Genomic DNA, 17,310 nt, shown 5'->3' on the forward strand with positions numbered 1-17,310 from the left:
AAAATATACTTTTACTCACATTCATTTACTGATGGTATTATGCTTTAAATACTTGTTGATATGTGCAATAGGTAAAGTGGCGTTGTTATCAATCCATTTTGCTTATGCCTATATCAACATCTTTCTAAAACATGACCTTTATTCTAATTTATTTACTAAAAAAGAAATTAAGCTTTCTTCATCATTAAATTCTGATTCATATTTAAATATTGGTTTTTCTATAACTATTAATTTTATATTACATTTCTGTACTGCTTTAAGTTTTTCTAGTACGCCACCTTGCAAGCCACTATCTTTTGTTATAATACCTTTAATATCATATTGCTTAATAAATGCTTCTTCTAATTGTTCTGATATTGGCCCTTGCATAGCAATTATATCTTTAATCTTAACTCCACCATCTATCATTTTTTTTAACACTGCATAAGATGGCAAAACTCTATGAATTATCCTATGATTAAAGTCTATATTTAAAAACTTAGAAAAATTATTGCTGCCTGTTGAGTTTAATATATTTCCATTTAAATTACTAATTTCCTCAATAGCTTCTTCATAATCTTTAACTCTTATTATCTCATTAGCTTTTATATTTTCTAAGGCTCCTAATCTTTCATATCTTATATATTTTACATTAAGATTCTCGCAACATTTCAATGCTGTTTTAGTAACTTCCTGTGCATAAGGATGTGATGCATCAACTAAAATCTTTATACTATTTTCCTGAATCCACTTTAACATTTGTTCTTCATTTAATGGCTTTGTATTTAAACTTTTAATATCAAATTCCTTTAAAAGTTCTCCACCATATCTCGTTGCTGTACTAACTGCAATATCATTTGTATACTTATTAATTAAAGATACAATATTTTTTCCTTCAGAAGTACCTAATATAAAACCAATCATTACTTTGCTACATCTCTTTTCTTAGATGCATATCCTCTAGGTGTTATAAAGCATCCGTCTTTAAGAAAACTTTTTGAATTTCCTATAATAACAATAGACATCATATCAACAATTTCATCATCAAAATCTTTAAGCTCAACTAATGTATAACTTTCATCATCTCTCAAAGCATTTCTAACTACTGCAATTGGAGTATTGTCTTTTCTAACTTCTCTTATTATATCAATACATTCTTTTAAGTATTTATCTCTACCCTTGCTTCTAGGATTATAAAGAGAAATTACAAAATCACCTTCTGCTGCTAAACGAACTCTTTTTTTAATATCTTCATAAGGTGTCATTAAATCACTTAAGCTTATATTGCAATTATCATGCATAAGAGGTGCTCCAACTACTGAACCTGCCGAACTTGAAGCTGTTATTCCTGGTATTATTTCTACATTCTCATCACTTCTCATTTCAAGAATTAAGCCAGCCATTCCATAAATCCCTGAATCTCCAGTACTTATTAATGCTACATTCTTATCTTTTGAAAGATGTAAAGCTTCTTTACATCTAGCTTCTTCCCCCATCATTCCAGTTGAATAAATTTCTTTATCTTTAACTAAATCTTTTACCATATCTATATATTTTGTATATCCTACAATTATGTCACTTTCTTCAATAGCTTTTTTAGCTCTTATGCTCATATTATCTATTGAACCAGGACCTATTCCTATAACTCTAAGTACTCCCAAAGTCTTTTCCTCCTAAAATTAATCATTATTCATTCCGATGCATAACGTAATTCCATTATCTTTTATCTTATTTATTAATATTTCTGCACCTTCTAGATATACACAAGGCTCACATACAGAAGTTACACCTACACTTCTTAATACAAAATTGCTACCTTCAAAATTCTCTTGAACTGTTCTTATTTCCTCTACTGAGAAAGTCTCAAAATCACATCCCAATGTATTGCTTAAATCAATTATTGCTTTTTCATCTTTTTTTACATCAATAGATACAATTTTCTTTACAGCCTTAATTTCTAAATTGTTAAGTAAAAGATGTTTTCTTACACACGCTTCTAACTTTTCACTAGGCGTATCTCTTCTGCAACCTATTCCAAGTATTAAATTCTTCTTTATTAACCTTAATATTTTTGAATAATCTAAATCTGAATTTTCCATTATCTTATTTGTTATCCATATAGAATTTTCTTCTAAGCTTTCTAGTTTTTTATATCCTTTATTAATATCCATCTTTTCATAATCATCTTTTAAACCAATAATTTTTTCATTAACTAAAATAGCTGCTATATATTTAGCTTTTTTTAAATCTTCTATAATAAGATTATTTTCCTTAGCCAATATATCAGGTGCTACTATTCCTAAATTATCAGTGGCCGTAGTTATTATAGGTATATTATTTAATATTTTAGCTACCTCTAATGTTAGTTCATTTCCACCACCTAAATGACCTGATAATAAACTTATAGAATACTTGTTAGCTAAATCTACAACCATAACACCTGGATCTTTATCTTTACTCTTAACAAATGGAGCTATTGCTCTTACTGCAATACCAGTTGATGATATAAATATAATTTTATCGGAATATTTAACTGCATTTTTTGTTACATCGTATAAATTAAATTTACTTGTTTTGAATATATTGTTAACAAGTTTTACTTCACTATTGCTATATAAGTTTTCTGTATCTAGATTACCTTCTGCGCTGTCTTCTTTTATGTATAAATTACATCCTAACTCTTCTTTAAGAGTATAAGCAATGCCCTTCCCCTTAGGTGATGGACATATTATGCTTATCATTTTTGTGCCTCTGCACTTCTAAACATATGAGAGAAATTTTTATCATATAATAAACTTTTTTCAAAATCACTATTAATAAAATCTCCCACTAATATTTGAGCACATTTAGTTATATTATTTGCCTTTACCTTTTCCACTATATCATCTAATGTTCCAATTAATACTCTTTCGTCATCCCAAGTTGCTCTTTCAACAACTGCTATTGGCACGTTCTTCTTATATCCACTTCTTAACTTATCAACAACTTTATCAATCATAGACACTGATAAAAATATAGCCATAGAAGCACCTATTGATGCTAAAGCTTCAAGGTCCTCTGTTTCAGGTACTGGAGTTCTTCCCTCAACTCTTGTTAAAATAACAGTTTGTGTAACACTTGGAAGTGTAAATTCTTTTTTTATTGATGATGCAGCTGCTGTAAATGAGCTTACTCCTGGAACAACTTCATAATTTATATTTTCTTTATCAAGTTCAACCATTTGTTCTCTTATAGCACCATATATTGATGGGTCACCAGTATGTAATCTAACTATTACACTATCTGCACTTTCTTCTGTTTTGATTACTTCAATAACATCATCTAAAGTCATAGATGCTGAATTATAAAACTTAGCATTTTTTTTGCAGTATTTTAAATGGTCCTTTGATACTAAAGATCCTGCATATATAACAACATCTGCTTTTTCTAAAATATCTCTTCCTCTAACTGTAATTAAATCTACTGCTCCTGGCCCTGCTCCTATAAAATAAACCATATTTTACCTCTTTTCTTAATGTTTTAGACATATGAAAATAAATAATAAGTCAAAGATGCGACGGATATTTTGTGAAATACAATGACTTAGATTCTGCTAATAGTTGTGCTATTAGTAGGTTCCAAGGAAGAAGTAGTTCTCAAAATAAACTAGCATACTGACTAGTTATTTATTTGAATGTGCCTTATTCTCTGCTTGCTATAATTAATGACATATAATCACGAAGTTTTAGTATTTCTTCTCTATCCTTTAATATAGTTTCTCCTTCTCTTCCAACTCTACTAATATAAGTATAGTCAAATCCTTTTTCTTCTAATACTTCTAAAACCTCTTCTTCGTGCTTGTACATTTTCATAATTACTATATATTTTTCATCCGTTATTTCTTTTATCTTGCTTGCAGGTAATATAACTAATTTTTCATCTCCAATTACTAATGTTCTATCTATTAAACTTGCTGCTGCACAAAATGAAGTTATTCCTGGTAATGTATTAACTTCAAATCCGTGTTCTTTTACATGACTTAGCATATGAATATATGTACTATATACATAGGGATCTCCAATAGTTAAAAATGCAACATTTTTACCTTCTGATAATTTATTTTCAATAAAGTCATAAGCTTCTTTTGATTTTTTTAATCTATCTTTTCCACCCATAGGAAAATGCATTATTGCAACTTCAGCATCTTCTCTAACATATTCTCTTGCTGTTTCAAATGCAATACTTTCTCCACCTTCTGTCGCTGTAGGGGCAACTACAACATCACACATATTTATAGTTTTTGCTCCCTTTACTGTTATAAGTTCCTTATCTCCTGGTCCTACACCTATTCCATATAATGCTGCCATTTATTCTTCTCCTCTTCTACATTGAATTATATATATTGGGTTAAGAGATATCATCATTAATGTATCTCCTTTATTTTTACTTATATTAGCCATAGAAATTTCTACTTTATAATTTAGTTCTTTCATTGTTTCTATAGCTTTATATGCATTATCTAAAGTTATAAAATTCATAACAATTGTTCCATCTAAACTTAAAATATTGTCACAAATTCTTATTATTTCCTCTAATTCTCCAGAACTACCACCTATAAATATAGAATCAAATTCTAGTTCTTCATCAACTAATGTGCATAATGCATTAGTTGCCTTTTTATTTAAAACCATAACATTATTACACTCAAATTTTTCTACATTGTTTTTTGTAATATGATAAGCTTCTTCTTCTTTTTCTATAGCTAAAACTTTTCCATGCTTTGCAAATTTAGATGCCTGAACTGTAACACTTCCAGTTCCACATCCTATATCTAATACAAATGAGTCTTCTTTTAAATTCATCTTACTTATTGAAATTACTCTTATTTCTTCCTTTGTCATTGGACATTTGCCTCTAATAAATTCATCATCTTTTATAAATATCATAATATAACACCTTTACTCTCTATTAATTATTAAAATACTCAGTTCACTAAATTGTTTATTTATAAACTCTTCAGGTTTTCCTATATTTATAATTTCGTCCTTATAAGAAAGATTTTCACCTATAATTACATTACAATCAATATATTTAGAATATAATATTTCACATAACCTACTTGGATTGTTTTCTTTATCAGTCAGCCATACAGTCATATTATTTTCTTTTACACGGTTTAGAAACTCCTCATTTCTTCCATGTAAACTCCCTAATCGTGCATTATTCCAAGGTAATTTGACCTTTGAAGCTAAGTACTGAAAAGAACTTATTCCTGGTATTACTTCAAAATTATTAGTAATATTATTTTTTAAATAATTTACTATTCCATAAAACATTGGATCACCTGAAGCTACTAATGAAATATTTAAATTTTTATTTTCTTCTAATATTATTTCTAAATCTTTTAAATCTTTTAAATCTTTTAAATAAATTTTTTTAGTATTAATAAAATCAATAGAATCTATTGCTCTTTTAAACCCTATAATTACATCTGAACTGTTTAATACATCTACCGCTTTTCCTATAATATAATCTTTATGTCCTGGACCAATTCCAACTACAAATAACATATCTTTATCACTCCAAACATGAACTCCAAAGTAAGATTGGATTTGATGCACCATAATACATGATTGCATCTATATTTAGTTCATCATAAACGTAATTGTTCATACTATTTAATATTTTTTCACCTATATTTTCATATAACTTTTCATAGCCTTCACCTAATAACTTTACAGCACCTTCACAAGTTTTTTCATTTAAAACTTTATTTACTAAAGAAATGTCATATCCCAAAAGTGATAATTCTAAAGCTAATACTTCAAGCCTTACTCCACATACTCTACTATGGGTATTGAAACATCCATAAGCTATCTTGCTCATCTTTCCTATGTGCCCAACTATAATGATACTCTTAACGTTACAAGAAACACAGCATTCTAATGCAAAGCCTATAAAATTTGAACATATGATTATTTCTTCTTCTTTATAGCCTAAACTTTTGCAATAATTTTCTCCTAAATTTCCAAAAGTAAGTATAAGATTTTTATTTTTTAAAGACTTTTGATTTATTTCTAATTTTATAGAAGCTTTTAATGCATCTTCCGACATAGGATATACTATTCCAGATGTACCTAATATAGATATTCCACCTTCTATGCCAAGCCTTGGATTAAAAGTTTTTTTACCTACTTCTTCACCTTGTGGAACAGAAATTGTTACTTTTACATATTTATTCTTAGGTAAAATACTTTCAACTTCTTTTATAATCATTTCTCTAGGAACTGGATTTATAGCTGGCTCTCCCTTTTCTACAAACAGTCCGTCTTTTGTAACTCTTCCAACACCAAGTCCTCCATCTAATACAATAGTATTGCTATTATTAGTTATTAACATTTTAGATAAGCTTTCCGCTTCTTTTTTGCTTATTTTTTCTACTCTTGCTTGTATCTCTAATCCCATTGTAATATCTTTATCATCGCCACTAAATTTTAGTATAGTGCATTGAACAAAGTCTTTACCTATTATAACGTCATCAATTGGCATTTTAACTTTTATACCTTTTGGTGTATCTATTTCTATTTCATTTAACTCTTCTTCATGATCTAATATATCAAAAAGTAACATTGTTGCTGCTTTAGCTGCTCCAGTAGCACATGATCCTGTAGTATATCCACATCTTAATTTATTCATTCCACTTTCAATATACATTTCAAACATAGAAACTCACCTCCCAATTATGGTCTTTGAAATGTGATTATTCATTTATATTTTATCAGCTTCTTTTAGTTTTATTATTATCTTCTAACAATCATATATAAAAGTGCATTTACAATTGCAGCAGCGACAGTACTTCCACCTTTTCTTCCTTTAACTCTTATATAAGGAATTTCTAGTTCATCTAAATTTTCTTTACTTTCTGCTGCTCCAACAAACCCTACTGGTACTGCTATTATAAGCTTAGGATTTGCTTTCTTTTCTTTTATAAGTTCTTTAAGTTTAAACAATGCAGTAGGTGCATTTCCAAATACAAATATATCTACATTATCACTGCAAGCTTTTTCAACAGCAGCCATGCTTCTAGTGATTCCTTTTTCTTTTGCTTCCTTATGCACATCAGGCTCATTCACATAACAAATCACATTACTATTTGTTTTAGCTAATGCCATCTTATTTATCCCATTTAAAGCCATATTAGTATCTGTATATATTGTAGCACCTTTAGACAAAACTCCTTTTCCTACATTTATAGCGTCATTGCTTATCTCAACTAAATCTTTATATTCAAAATCAGCAGTCGTATGTATAACTCTTTTAACAATTAAAAGCTCTTCATCAGTAAAAAAATGCTTACCTAATTCCTGTCCTATTATTTCAAAACTCTTTTCCTCTATCCCCATAGGATTTTTCAAATAATCCATACGCTCTCCTTCTCTTCTTCTAAATTTTCCTATAACTATTCTTCTACACTTAAGTACGTTGTGATATTTTAGTATAATAGCAAATGGCATTGAAATTTGCTTTTTAGAACTCTTAATGTATATTTGTTGAATTAATTGCTTGTCAAAAGTGAGTGCCCAAAAGTAAATGTCCAAATTTTACATTTGGAAACACGAACTTTCACACAGTGCATTTTACATTTCGCTCCTCGAACTTACTCAGTGACTATCAGGAGTCGAGTTTCCTTTTTAATTCACTCCACTTTACTTATGTATATATTAACACTTCATTAAAATTATCTATTTATTATACATTCTAATAATTTAATATTTCCCAAGAAATTAATATGCGCATAACCTGCTAGTGTATTATTTTTTAAATATCCACATTTCCAAGTTATTTTTTCTCCATCATATTGTGTTTTTTCAATATTATATATGTTATTTTCATTTAATTTAACATCTGATTTATGAAATTCATGAGCATTTATTTTAATTTTTTCTCCAAAATATTTTTTATCTATATTTACTGTGCAATATCCAAATCTTTTAAGACTTTTAGTCATTTCACTTTTTCCATTAAAGAAACCAACCATATTATGTCCATCAATTTCTTCTGTTAAATACATAAGACCGCCACATTCAGCATAACACTTTAATCCTGAATTTAACGCATCCTTTATACTTCTTCTCATAGATATATTCTTTTCTAATTCTTCTTTAAATACTTCTGGATAACCTCCTCCTATGTATAAAAAATCTAAGTTATCAGGTAACTTTTCATCATTCATAGGACTAAAATATGTTATATTTCCAATAGATTTTAAAAGTTCTATATTATCTTTATAGTAAAAGCTAAATGCTTTATCTAAAGCTATTCCAATATTTAAATTTCTATTTTTTATATTAAGTTCTAATTTATTATTATCCCCATCACATTCAACTTCTGACATAATCTCTAAAATACCATTTAAATCAATATGTTTATTTATTAACTCACTACATAGTGTTAATTTATGCTGCAAATTATCTATTTCTAAACTTTGCACAAGACCTAAATGCCTGCTAGAAATTTTTAATTCTTCATTCTTAGGAATATATCCAAATACTTTTGTATTACAATTTTTTTCTATAGCATATTTTAAAAGTTTATAATATTTTTCGCTTATACAGTTTAATACAACACCAACAATATTAGCATTTCTATAGTTCTTAATACCATTTATTTCCGCACATAATGTTGAACTCTGCCCTTTAGGTGAAAGTACTAAAATTATTGGCATGTTTCCTAATGTACTAGAAATATCATAAGTTGAAGACCTTGTTGTTGCTCCTACTCCGTCGTATAATCCCATTGCCCCTTCAATTATTCCGATGTCACTATTTCCTTCAAAGTAGCTTCTTTTAACACCGTCTTTACCCATTAAAAATGTATCAAGATTTCTAGATTCTACTCCTGTAGATTCTTTGTGAAAAGCTGTGTCTATATAATCAGGACCTACTTTATATCCTTGTACACTTAATCTTCTATCTTTAAATGCTTTCATCAAACCTAAAGTAAATGTTGTTTTCCCTCCACCACTACAATTAGATGAAATAATTATAGATTTCATAGGATTCCCTCCTTTTTCTATTAGATATGAACATTCATTTAAACTATATTTTAATGTCTCTTTAATTTTTTTGTACTTCCTACATTTAAGTATCTATCTTCTATAAGATCATAAATTCTTGAAATATAAAGATTTGCAAACTCATCTATTTCACCTAATCCATGAACATATGCTTCTGCCTTTATACCTTCATTTATTAACATGCTTCTCCAAGAATCTTTTTCTTCTGATGCCATGTCATTTTTAACATGGTCCCCTGCAACAACCATTAATGGAACCAATGTTACATTATTAATATTTTTTCTTTTTATTCTCTTTAATACTGTTTCAAAAGTAGGATATCCCTCTACAGTTCCAACAAAAACATTATCATATCCTTCATCAACTAAAACACTTTGAAGGCATCCGTATACTGAATTACAGCAATGAGGTGTTCCATGACCAAATAATATGGTGCACTCATTTTTCTTTAATAAATTTTCTATACTATTTATGAATAATGTATAATCTTGTGGTGCATCTTCTATACCTTGATAATAAAATATTGGTCTACCAAGTTTAAGAGAAGAAAATTTATCTTTATACATTTTCGCAACACCCTTTATGTAGTCAAATTCTTCACCAGGAATTATATGTAATGGTTGAATTATGATTTCTTCAAACCCTTTCTTATGTAAATCTTCTAATGCTTCTTCTGGTGTAGCTATTTCTAAATTATGAACATTTTTTAACTTTTTTATTATTTTATGTGCTGTAAAAGCTCTAAATATTTCATACTCTTTGAATTCATTTTTTATTTTATCTTCTATTCTATCAATGGAATTTTCTAATGCGTCTAGATGACTTGTACCAAAACTAACTACTAAAATTGCTTTTTTCATATCTGTTACTCACTCCAATAATTTATTTTTCTATATAATAAAACATAGTATTTCTCTTAAAAACAAAAAAATATCCCTACTAAATAATATACATTAGTAAGGACTTACTTAAATACATAACAAACTAAGAAAATAAATTTTATATTTTCTTTAACTTTGCTATTGTCCCTCCCTCCGAAAGATAGCATAAATTTTAGGCAGGTCTCCTGACTTAGAGGTCATCCTAAAAATTCTTTTCCTTCCCAAGTAAAATCTCAGTGGATATATAAAGATTTAGTCACCCTTTACAGTAGCGGGGGCTGTAGTGGATTTTAACCACTTTCCCTATTAATCTTAAGCAATTTTCATTGCTTATAAAACCTAAAATATAAATATTTTATTATGGATAAATTATAAAGTACTACTTACTTTTATTCAACTAAAAGTTATACCCCAAATTTTTACTGTTCACTAAATGTATTAATTGAATAATATATTATAGGTATAACTACATAGGAGTGGTAAAATGGATTTTAATAATTTTAGCTTTAATGATTTCTTTGATTATATGCAAAATAACCAAAATACTTCAGATTGGGATTGTGATAATCAAAATTGTAATTCAGATACGCAATCTAGTAATAATAATATAAATTGTAATGATATTCCTGGCGGATTTCAAAATCTAAATCCACAAGTATTTATTACATTAGGAGAACTATTAGGAAATATAATGTCTGCTAATTTACCATTCAATGTTCAAAATGCAATAGGGAATTGGTTACAACTAGTTGGTCAAACTATATTAACATTTAACTCTCAACAACAATATTTTCAAGGTGGTCCTGGTAGATACTATAATTTAAAGTACAAAAATGTAGCTAATCCATTCTGCCCAGCTCAACGAACTCAAACAGATACTAATCAAACTGGTGATTCTTATGAACCACTTAAAACTAGTACTAAGTCATTAAATAAATATGAATCTGAAATTAAAGACCTAAAAAATAGCATTGAAGAATTAAGAAAAGAAATTGATGATCTTAAAAATAAAAAGTAAAAAAGTCACCTTTAAATACTCTGATTATTATTTAAGGTAACTTTTTTATTTTATATTTTTTTAATATTGCATTCTTTCTTTGTATATAACTAAAATATAATTTAGCCAATTCCTCCATATACAACACCAAGAATTATTATAATTATTGTTGCTGGAACAAATATGTATTTACCAAATTTAATAAATCCAATTCCCAGTTTATATTTTGCACCTTTATTTACTTCATCTAATGCTCTTTTATTATCAACTATATAGTAGAAAACAAATGCTGTTATTACTGCTCCTATTGGTGATAATATTATTGTTATGAAGTTTGTAAAATTATTAAATAATTCTCCATTAAGGCCTAGTGGAATTGCAAAAATAAATGCTACACTAGCTATAATTATTGTTGCTTTTTTTCTACTCCAATTAGTTACGCTTAAAACTGCCTCTACAGGTCCTTCAAGCATTGCTATTGATGAAGAAATAGATGCAAATATTATACTTAAAAAAAATAATGCACTTAATAAACTGCCTAGCGGCATTGTTTGAAATATACTTGGTACTGTAACAAACATTAATGCAGGTCCTGCTGTAGGGTTCAGTCCTAATGCAAAAACTGCTGGCATAATCATAAATGCAGCTAATAATGCTGATAAAGTATCAAATGCTGCTGTATTTATAGCGCAGTTCGATATATCAAATTTATCATCAGCATAACTTCCACACGCAACCATACAACATCCCGTTATAGATACTGTGAAGAATGCTTGTCCCATTGCCATAACCCATGTACTTGGTTTTAATAAATGTCCCCAATCAGGTTTTAATAGATACTGTACTCCTGCAAGTGAGTTAGGTAAACTTAAAGACTTGATTATTAAAACTATAAAAATAATAAACAATAACGGAATAACTATTTTATTAATCTTTTCAATCCCTTTTGTTACTCCAAAACTTACTATTACTAATGTTATTACTACAGCTAATGCATGCCATAAGATAACATTAGGACTGTTAGAAAAATTGGCAAAATATGATTCAGTGTTTATTGATGATATTTCTCCAGTTAAACTTATAAAAAAGTACTTTAATACCCATCCAATTACAACTGTATAAAACATAAATATGCCTGTTAATCCAAGAGTCGGAATTATAGATATTATTTTTCCACCTTTTATATTCTTCTCTTTAAAAGCTTGTCTTATTCCTCCTAACGATCCTTGTTTGTACATTCTTCCAAATGCAAACTCTCCCATTAATCCGACTACACCTAAAATAATAACAAATAAAAAATATGGGATTAAAAATGCTGCGCCTCCATTTTCACCCAACTTATAAGGAAACATCCATACATTTCCTAAACCTATTGCTGCTCCAATACAAGATAGTATAAATCCTAATCTACTTGAAAAGCCTTCTCTTTTACTCACTATACTCCTCCTCAAATTGTTAAGTTTCAACATTAAAATTAACGTACATTGACTATTATATAAAAAGAATAACACTATGTAAACAAAATATGCATTTTTTTGTATTTTTTTCATTATATCGTTAAACATTTTAACACTTTAATATATTTTAAGCAATTATTTTCAAAGCAGTATTCGACTATTTTATGCGTAAAAATAAAAAAACAGAGTTAATATTAGCTTTTATTTATTAATATTAACGCTGTTTTCATTTTATAATTTAATGAAATTAATTTCCAGCAGTGTTATAATGTTGGCTTGAAAAACCTTCCCTTTTTACAGATTTATGTTTTGCATTAGGATTGTGATTATGACCTTCTTCTGTTATTGGAGTTTGATAATTACATTTTTCCATTCTTGCTGTTTTATTATCTGGTTGACTATCTTTTGGCATTAGAATCCCTCCTACATATTAAATTTATAATTAATATAAATTTAGTATGTCCAACATAGCTTTATTTATTATTATAAGTATGTTAATTAATTTTATAATTTAATATACTCTTTCATATTTAGTTAATTTTAAATTTTATAATTTTTGTAAAATAAATTTATTTACTAGAAATATTGACATAAAAAAAATAAAGGCGTATAATCAAACTTGTTGTGAGGCCCATTGGTCAAGCGGTTAAGACGCCACCCTCTCACGGTGGAATCATGGGTTCGATTCCCGTATGGGTCACCATTGTAGTAAACATCAGTGTTTAAGGTAATTAAATCACTGGTGTTTTTCTTATTTTCCCACACTTTTCCCGACCTAGTTTTTTATTAAATTTTTAATAATTTTTTTATGTAACATATTTTAATTATATTTATATACTATTACTATAACAAATGATTATGATAAACAAAGGAGTAATGAATTATGAGAAATTGTTGTAACTGTTGTTGTAATTGTGGCTGTAATAACTGTTTTAGAAATAGAAATTGTTCTAGATTTGGATTTAATAATGCATGGGCATTATGGCTATTATTATTCTTCCTTTAAAATATCTTAACAGTAATTTTATTCTAAAAGTTATTGTTGTCTATAAATATAATCAATGAATTAAAATAAAATAATAATATATTAATAGAAATTAGACCTAAAAGATATATTTATTTACTTTTTTAGGTCTTAATTTTTCTTACATTATTCCATTTCTATAAAACTAAGTGTATTATTTAATCTACTCCATTACTTTCTCTAAATCTTTACCGCTTAAAAACTTATTTGCAAAAGCATGAGTGAGAGTCGAAAAGTGAATGTCTAAATTTCACATTTAGCAACATGAACTTTCACACAGTGCATTTTATATTTGTCTCCTCAAACTTACTCAGCGAATGAATATGAGTAGAGTTTCCTTTATTATGCAACATCATATCTATAATCCTTATCAATATCCTTAACAACCCTTATCGCATTTACTATGGACAGGATGCAGTTCATTCTGAATAATGAGATATATAAATTATACTAATTTTTATTAATTCTTAAGATACTAATAAGATAATGATAATTTCTAATATAATCAATAAATTGAAATTTAACCATTAAATCCTGTTTTATCATCTTCTGTTATTGCTCTGATAATCTTACATGATACACCAGCTGCAATTACATTGGCTGGAATATCTTTTGTGACTACACTTCCAGAGCCAATAATTGTATTATCACCTATAGATACTCCTTGATTTATCTGAACACCTCCACCAATCCATACATTATTTCCAATTTTCACTTTTTTAGCATAACAGCCACCTAAAACACGTTCATTTGCATCTATTGCATGATTTGATGTATAGATTCCAACTCGTGGTCCAAATAAATACATTATCACCAATTTCAATACCACCACCATCTAGCATAACGCAATCAAAATTAGCATAAAAATTATTGCCTATAGAAATATTGAAACCAAACTCACATCTGAAATTCGGTTCAAAATGGACACCTTTACCTATTGATTTTAGTAACTTTTTTAATATAGATTCCCTTTCTTCAGATGTTTTTCCAAAACTTCTATTATATTTATTTGTCATAAGTACAGTTTTTTCTCTTGCTTCAACTAATTCTACAGTAAGATCATTATACATATTTCCACTTAAAATATATTGCCTTTGTTTTTCTAAACTATTCATTAATATCACCTCTACAAATTACTATTTATCTTTTGGTTAGTTATAACATATTTTTCAAATATCACATTATTCAATTTTCAAAGAACATTATTTTCATTAATCACTCAACATAACACCAAAACTACATATTGTAAATTATATAAACCTTTAAGAGTTATATCACCTAAAAATATTTATATATTACAAAGATAACTCTTTTACTAGATAGAATGCTCTTTGAAATTATATTCTAAAATTAATACTTTCTTCAATTTCTTCTTTTCAATTTATATCTTTAATTATTATATATATAAGCAATTTCTTATTTTCCTAAATATGCTATAATATTCTCATATTTTAAAATATAAATTTATAACAGAACTTTATATATACTATTTTGAAAGGAAGTGACTTACTAGAAAATATATTTTACTATACTTTCTAGTTATAATTTATGAAAATATCTATAATTTATTTTAGTAAAACTGGAAAAACAAAAGAGATGGCAGAAATTATAGCTTCTAGTATGAAGTTAGAAAAAAACATTGAAGTAGGAATTTTTGATCTTGATAATATCGATTATAATTTTGTTGATAGAAGCAAGGCTGTTGTATTTGGCACACCAACATATCACGCCAATATGTGTTGGCAACTAAAAAAATGGTTTGATGAATCTTCTGATTGTAATCTTAATGGCAAAATCGGCGCCGTCTTTGCAACTGCTAATTTTGCACAAGGGGGCGCTGATACAGCTATCTTAACTATAATTAATCATATAATGGTTAAAGGTATGCTAGTTTACTCTGGCGGTTCTTCTTTAGGACAACCTTATATACATTTAGGTGCTGTTGCATTAAAAGAAAACTTTGAACAAAGCAAAGAAATGTTTAAGATATTTGGTACTCGTATAGCTCAAAAAACAAATGAACTATTTGCAAATTAGCATATTAAAAATGGGATGTATTAAAATAAATTTTATACATCCCTGATTTGCATTCATATTTTATTTATTAAACATATCTATATAATAAATAAGTTCTTTTTGCTTTTTCTTATAATTCTTAAATTGTATTCTTTACTAAAGAAATATTAACATCTATAACACATCCATTAGTCTCCATAGATATGCATACTACTTTATCCGAACTAGAATTTGCAGTAAATTTTCCATGTATAAGAGTTGGTGTGGATATATCCACGCTTACATTATTATTTGAAAAATTAATTGATGCATTTGCCGTAAGCATATTAATAAGTTCAGAAATAGCACTTTGAGCTAACTCATTAAACTCATCTACTGGAATTCCCATCATCATAGCAGAAGCAATTTTTTTTGCATCTTCTTCATTCATAGTATATATAATATTTCCTTTAATATCTCCAATAATACCTATTATAATTATAACTCCAGGACTTTCTATAAATCTTCCTTTTAAAGTTATTCCATTTTTTTTAATATCATTTAACCCTAATTGAGACATTACATTTGTAAATGCATCTAATATAGGATTTATATTATTGACATCCATTCGCTTTCACCTCTTTTAAATCCTATGTTTATCGATAAATCTCCAAATTGAGTTTTAATCTTTGCAGAATAATCATTATCTATTTCTGCTCTTGATATATTTATTGACTCACCATGAAATGTAGTTGGTGGTGCTACTCTTAATCCAAATACTTTATTCTTTTTATTTATCATTGAACATGCATTTCCAGCAAACATATTAGCAATTTCAGCTACCACATTAAGTAATTCTTTTGTATCCTTAGCTTCTCTCTTTAATAAAGTTTTCACAAGATTTTGAGCTGTTTCAAATGACATATCAATAATCATTCTTCCTGAATACTTTCCTATAATCCCCATAACCGCTACAATACCTTCACTGTGTATCTCTTTATCAGTATTATATTTATCAATAACTTCAGCATCTGTTTTGGTTAATTTACTAAATAAATTTATTATAGATTCCTTAAATACATTTGGATATAACGTTTCTAATTCTGAATACAGTTCTTCATTTCCCATAACTCTATTTATTAATAAAGTTAACTCTTCTGTATCAACCGGTTTTTGAATATATCCAGATATATTAGTTTTCTTAGCCTTTTTTATAAGCTCATCATCCATCATTGCACTAACAACGATTACTTTAATGCTATCATCAATATTATGAATTTCTCTTGTACATTCAAAACCATCAGTACCTGGAATAGTCATATCCATTGTTACTAAATTAGGTTTTAATTTCTTAGTCTCTTCAATAGCTTCCTCTAAAGATTGAGCTTCTCCAACAACATTAAACCCATTTTCTGTTAATGCATCCTTGAGCAATGCTATTTGAAATGGTGAATCATCAACTATTAAAATTTTTATATCTTTCATATGTTATTCCACCCCTTTTATCATGTAACATAGGATTAATTAACACTTAATAGAACCTTTTATACTTTAAATTATAATTAAACTAACCCTATAATTTATATTTAATATTTCGAGTGTATTCAACATTTCTTAATAGTTAAAAGCTATGTCTCTTTATTTTTTATTTTTATATTCATCAAAAACTTTTTTACTTTTATCATTTGCCTTAGCAGAAACTCTACACAATGCTAATATTAAAATTATTATTATTAATATAATAGTTACTTTTATCATTATATCTTTCCTTTTCAAACAAAATTTCTTCATTAATCACATCTTATTATAATTATCGTAAATACTTATAAATTTTCCACTAATTCAACTCTTAAATTACTTTTACTTAATAATATATCCACTTTTAACATAAAATATAAACAAGAAATATAAACAATAAGTAT

General features: G+C 27.5%; 18 protein-coding genes, 1 tRNA gene, 1 pseudogene and 1 riboswitch. Of the genes and pseudogenes, 4 read left to right on the forward strand and 16 right to left on the reverse strand.

Going from position 1 to position 17,310, the window contains the following annotated elements:
- Positions 1-138: 138 nt before the first annotated feature.
- The 11 genes from RYM86_RS07020 to RYM86_RS07070 all read right to left on the reverse strand — a co-directional run bounded on the left by RYM86_RS07020 (position 139) and on the right by RYM86_RS07070 (position 9,894).
- Positions 139-903 carry a cobalt-precorrin-6A reductase gene (locus RYM86_RS07020; protein WP_315079040.1) on the reverse strand — a complete coding sequence of 255 codons (765 nt, stop codon included), beginning with the start codon at positions 901-903 and terminating at the stop codon, positions 139-141.
- Positions 903-1,640: a precorrin-3B C(17)-methyltransferase gene (gene cobJ / locus RYM86_RS07025; protein WP_315079041.1), complete on the reverse strand. Its 738-nt coding sequence runs from the start codon at positions 1,638-1,640 to the stop codon at positions 903-905. The genes RYM86_RS07020 and cobJ overlap by 1 nt, the downstream gene beginning before the upstream one ends.
- Positions 1,641-1,658: 18 nt before the next feature.
- Positions 1,659-2,720, reverse strand: coding sequence for a cobalt-precorrin 5A hydrolase (gene cbiG, locus RYM86_RS07030; RefSeq protein ID WP_315079043.1), 1,062 nt, complete (start codon positions 2,718-2,720; stop codon positions 1,659-1,661).
- The gene (gene cobM / locus RYM86_RS07035) at positions 2,717-3,475 is read right to left on the reverse strand and encodes a precorrin-4 C(11)-methyltransferase (RefSeq protein WP_315079044.1); all 759 of its coding nucleotides are present in this window, start codon (positions 3,473-3,475) and stop codon (positions 2,717-2,719) included. Before cobM ends, cbiG begins: the two co-directional genes overlap by 4 nt.
- 184 nt (positions 3,476-3,659) lie before the next feature.
- Complete coding sequence (locus RYM86_RS07040; protein WP_315079045.1) at positions 3,660-4,325, reverse strand: cobalt-factor II C(20)-methyltransferase; 666 nt, start codon at positions 4,323-4,325, stop codon at positions 3,660-3,662.
- On the reverse strand, positions 4,326-4,904 hold the full coding sequence (cbiT, locus tag RYM86_RS07045) for a precorrin-6Y C5,15-methyltransferase (decarboxylating) subunit CbiT (protein WP_315079046.1): 579 nt from the start codon (positions 4,902-4,904) through the stop codon (positions 4,326-4,328). It abuts the gene before it with no gap.
- Positions 4,905-4,916: 12 nt separating this feature from the next.
- Positions 4,917-5,528 carry a precorrin-6y C5,15-methyltransferase (decarboxylating) subunit CbiE gene (gene cbiE / locus RYM86_RS07050; RefSeq protein WP_315079047.1) on the reverse strand — a complete coding sequence of 204 codons (612 nt, stop codon included), beginning with the start codon at positions 5,526-5,528 and terminating at the stop codon, positions 4,917-4,919.
- Positions 5,529-5,535: 7 nt separating this feature from the next.
- Positions 5,536-6,681, reverse strand: coding sequence for a cobalt-precorrin-5B (C(1))-methyltransferase CbiD (gene cbiD / locus RYM86_RS07055; RefSeq protein ID WP_315079048.1), 1,146 nt, complete (start codon positions 6,679-6,681; stop codon positions 5,536-5,538).
- Between the two features lie 77 nt (positions 6,682-6,758).
- The gene (locus tag RYM86_RS07060) at positions 6,759-7,382 is read right to left on the reverse strand and encodes a precorrin-8X methylmutase (protein ID WP_315079094.1); all 624 of its coding nucleotides are present in this window, start codon (positions 7,380-7,382) and stop codon (positions 6,759-6,761) included.
- Between the two features lie 314 nt (positions 7,383-7,696).
- Positions 7,697-9,013 (reverse strand): cobyrinate a,c-diamide synthase, encoded by a 1,317-nt coding sequence (locus RYM86_RS07065; protein WP_315079050.1) that lies wholly within the window; start codon positions 9,011-9,013, stop codon positions 7,697-7,699.
- Positions 9,014-9,063: 50 nt separating this feature from the next.
- A complete protein-coding gene (locus tag RYM86_RS07070; protein WP_315079053.1) occupies positions 9,064-9,894 on the reverse strand; it encodes a sirohydrochlorin cobaltochelatase in 831 nt (276 codons plus the stop codon).
- A gap of 178 nt (positions 9,895-10,072) precedes the next feature.
- Positions 10,073-10,273: riboswitch (cobalamin riboswitch) on the reverse strand.
- A 126-nt stretch (positions 10,274-10,399) separates the two neighbouring features.
- Here RYM86_RS07070 and RYM86_RS07075 point away from each other — a divergent pair.
- Positions 10,400-10,933: a hypothetical protein gene (locus tag RYM86_RS07075; RefSeq protein ID WP_315079055.1), complete on the forward strand. Its 534-nt coding sequence runs from the start codon at positions 10,400-10,402 to the stop codon at positions 10,931-10,933.
- A gap of 101 nt (positions 10,934-11,034) precedes the next feature.
- On the opposite strand, the gene RYM86_RS07080 is transcribed toward RYM86_RS07075, so the two are convergent.
- Both RYM86_RS07080 and RYM86_RS07085 read right to left on the reverse strand, forming a co-directional pair.
- Positions 11,035-12,348, reverse strand: coding sequence for a sodium-dependent transporter (locus tag RYM86_RS07080; RefSeq protein WP_315079056.1), 1,314 nt, complete (start codon positions 12,346-12,348; stop codon positions 11,035-11,037).
- Between the two features lie 268 nt (positions 12,349-12,616).
- The gene (locus RYM86_RS07085; protein WP_012424304.1) at positions 12,617-12,781 is read right to left on the reverse strand and encodes a hypothetical protein; all 165 of its coding nucleotides are present in this window, start codon (positions 12,779-12,781) and stop codon (positions 12,617-12,619) included.
- Positions 12,782-12,997: 216 nt separating this feature from the next.
- Here RYM86_RS07085 and RYM86_RS07090 point away from each other — a divergent pair.
- Positions 12,998-13,072: transfer RNA gene (locus RYM86_RS07090), tRNA-Glu, on the forward strand.
- 180 nt (positions 13,073-13,252) lie between these two features.
- Positions 13,253-13,375, forward strand: coding sequence for a hypothetical protein (locus RYM86_RS07095; RefSeq protein ID WP_315079059.1), 123 nt, complete (start codon positions 13,253-13,255; stop codon positions 13,373-13,375).
- 538 nt (positions 13,376-13,913) lie between these two features.
- On the opposite strand, the pseudogene RYM86_RS07100 reads toward RYM86_RS07095, so the two are convergent.
- Positions 13,914-14,508, reverse strand: a pseudogene (locus tag RYM86_RS07100) (sugar O-acetyltransferase).
- A gap of 433 nt (positions 14,509-14,941) precedes the next feature.
- Here RYM86_RS07100 and RYM86_RS07105 point away from each other — a divergent pair.
- Positions 14,942-15,430: an NAD(P)H-dependent oxidoreductase gene (locus tag RYM86_RS07105; RefSeq protein ID WP_315079060.1), complete on the forward strand. Its 489-nt coding sequence runs from the start codon at positions 14,942-14,944 to the stop codon at positions 15,428-15,430.
- Positions 15,431-15,548: 118 nt separating this feature from the next.
- Here RYM86_RS07105 and RYM86_RS07110 read toward each other — a convergent pair whose 3' ends face one another.
- Both RYM86_RS07110 and RYM86_RS07115 read right to left on the reverse strand, forming a co-directional pair.
- Positions 15,549-16,016, reverse strand: coding sequence for a chemotaxis protein CheX (locus RYM86_RS07110; RefSeq protein WP_315079062.1), 468 nt, complete (start codon positions 16,014-16,016; stop codon positions 15,549-15,551).
- The gene (locus tag RYM86_RS07115) at positions 15,998-16,873 is read right to left on the reverse strand and encodes a response regulator (protein WP_315079065.1); all 876 of its coding nucleotides are present in this window, start codon (positions 16,871-16,873) and stop codon (positions 15,998-16,000) included. The genes RYM86_RS07110 and RYM86_RS07115 overlap by 19 nt, the downstream gene beginning before the upstream one ends.
- Between the last annotated feature and the right edge of the window lie 437 nt (positions 16,874-17,310).

This window comes from uncultured Clostridium sp. (genome assembly GCF_963527835.1).
Classification (GTDB): Bacteria; Bacillota; Clostridia; order Clostridiales; family Clostridiaceae; genus Clostridium.

Bases quoted from the DNA above. Each gene is read 5' to 3' on its own strand.
- RYM86_RS07020 (WP_315079040.1), bottom strand. From the start codon at position 903: ATGATTGGTTTTATATTAGGTACTTCTGAAGGAAAAAATATTGTATCT.
- cbiG (WP_315079043.1), bottom strand. From the start codon at position 2,720: ATGATAAGCATAATATGTCCATCACCTAAGGGGAAGGGCATTGCTTAT.
- cobM (WP_315079044.1), bottom strand. From the start codon at position 3,475: ATGGTTTATTTTATAGGAGCAGGGCCAGGAGCAGTAGATTTAATTACA.
- RYM86_RS07040 (WP_315079045.1), bottom strand. From the start codon at position 4,325: ATGGCAGCATTATATGGAATAGGTGTAGGACCAGGAGATAAGGAACTT.
- cbiT (WP_315079046.1), bottom strand. From the start codon at position 4,904: ATGATATTTATAAAAGATGATGAATTTATTAGAGGCAAATGTCCAATG.
- cbiE (WP_315079047.1), bottom strand. From the start codon at position 5,528: ATGTTATTTGTAGTTGGAATTGGTCCAGGACATAAAGATTATATTATA.
- cbiD (WP_315079048.1), bottom strand. From the start codon at position 6,681: ATGTTTGAAATGTATATTGAAAGTGGAATGAATAAATTAAGATGTGGA.
- RYM86_RS07060 (WP_315079094.1), bottom strand. From the start codon at position 7,382: ATGGATTATTTGAAAAATCCTATGGGGATAGAGGAAAAGAGTTTTGAA.
- RYM86_RS07065 (WP_315079050.1), bottom strand. From the start codon at position 9,013: ATGAAATCTATAATTATTTCATCTAATTGTAGTGGTGGAGGGAAAACA.
- RYM86_RS07070 (WP_315079053.1), bottom strand. From the start codon at position 9,894: ATGAAAAAAGCAATTTTAGTAGTTAGTTTTGGTACAAGTCATCTAGAC.
- RYM86_RS07075 (WP_315079055.1), top strand. From the start codon at position 10,400: ATGGATTTTAATAATTTTAGCTTTAATGATTTCTTTGATTATATGCAA.
- RYM86_RS07085 (WP_012424304.1), bottom strand. From the start codon at position 12,781: ATGCCAAAAGATAGTCAACCAGATAATAAAACAGCAAGAATGGAAAAA.
- RYM86_RS07095 (WP_315079059.1), top strand. From the start codon at position 13,253: ATGAGAAATTGTTGTAACTGTTGTTGTAATTGTGGCTGTAATAACTGT.
- RYM86_RS07105 (WP_315079060.1), top strand. From the start codon at position 14,942: ATGAAAATATCTATAATTTATTTTAGTAAAACTGGAAAAACAAAAGAG.
- RYM86_RS07110 (WP_315079062.1), bottom strand. From the start codon at position 16,016: ATGGATGTCAATAATATAAATCCTATATTAGATGCATTTACAAATGTA.
- RYM86_RS07115 (WP_315079065.1), bottom strand. From the start codon at position 16,873: ATGAAAGATATAAAAATTTTAATAGTTGATGATTCACCATTTCAAATA.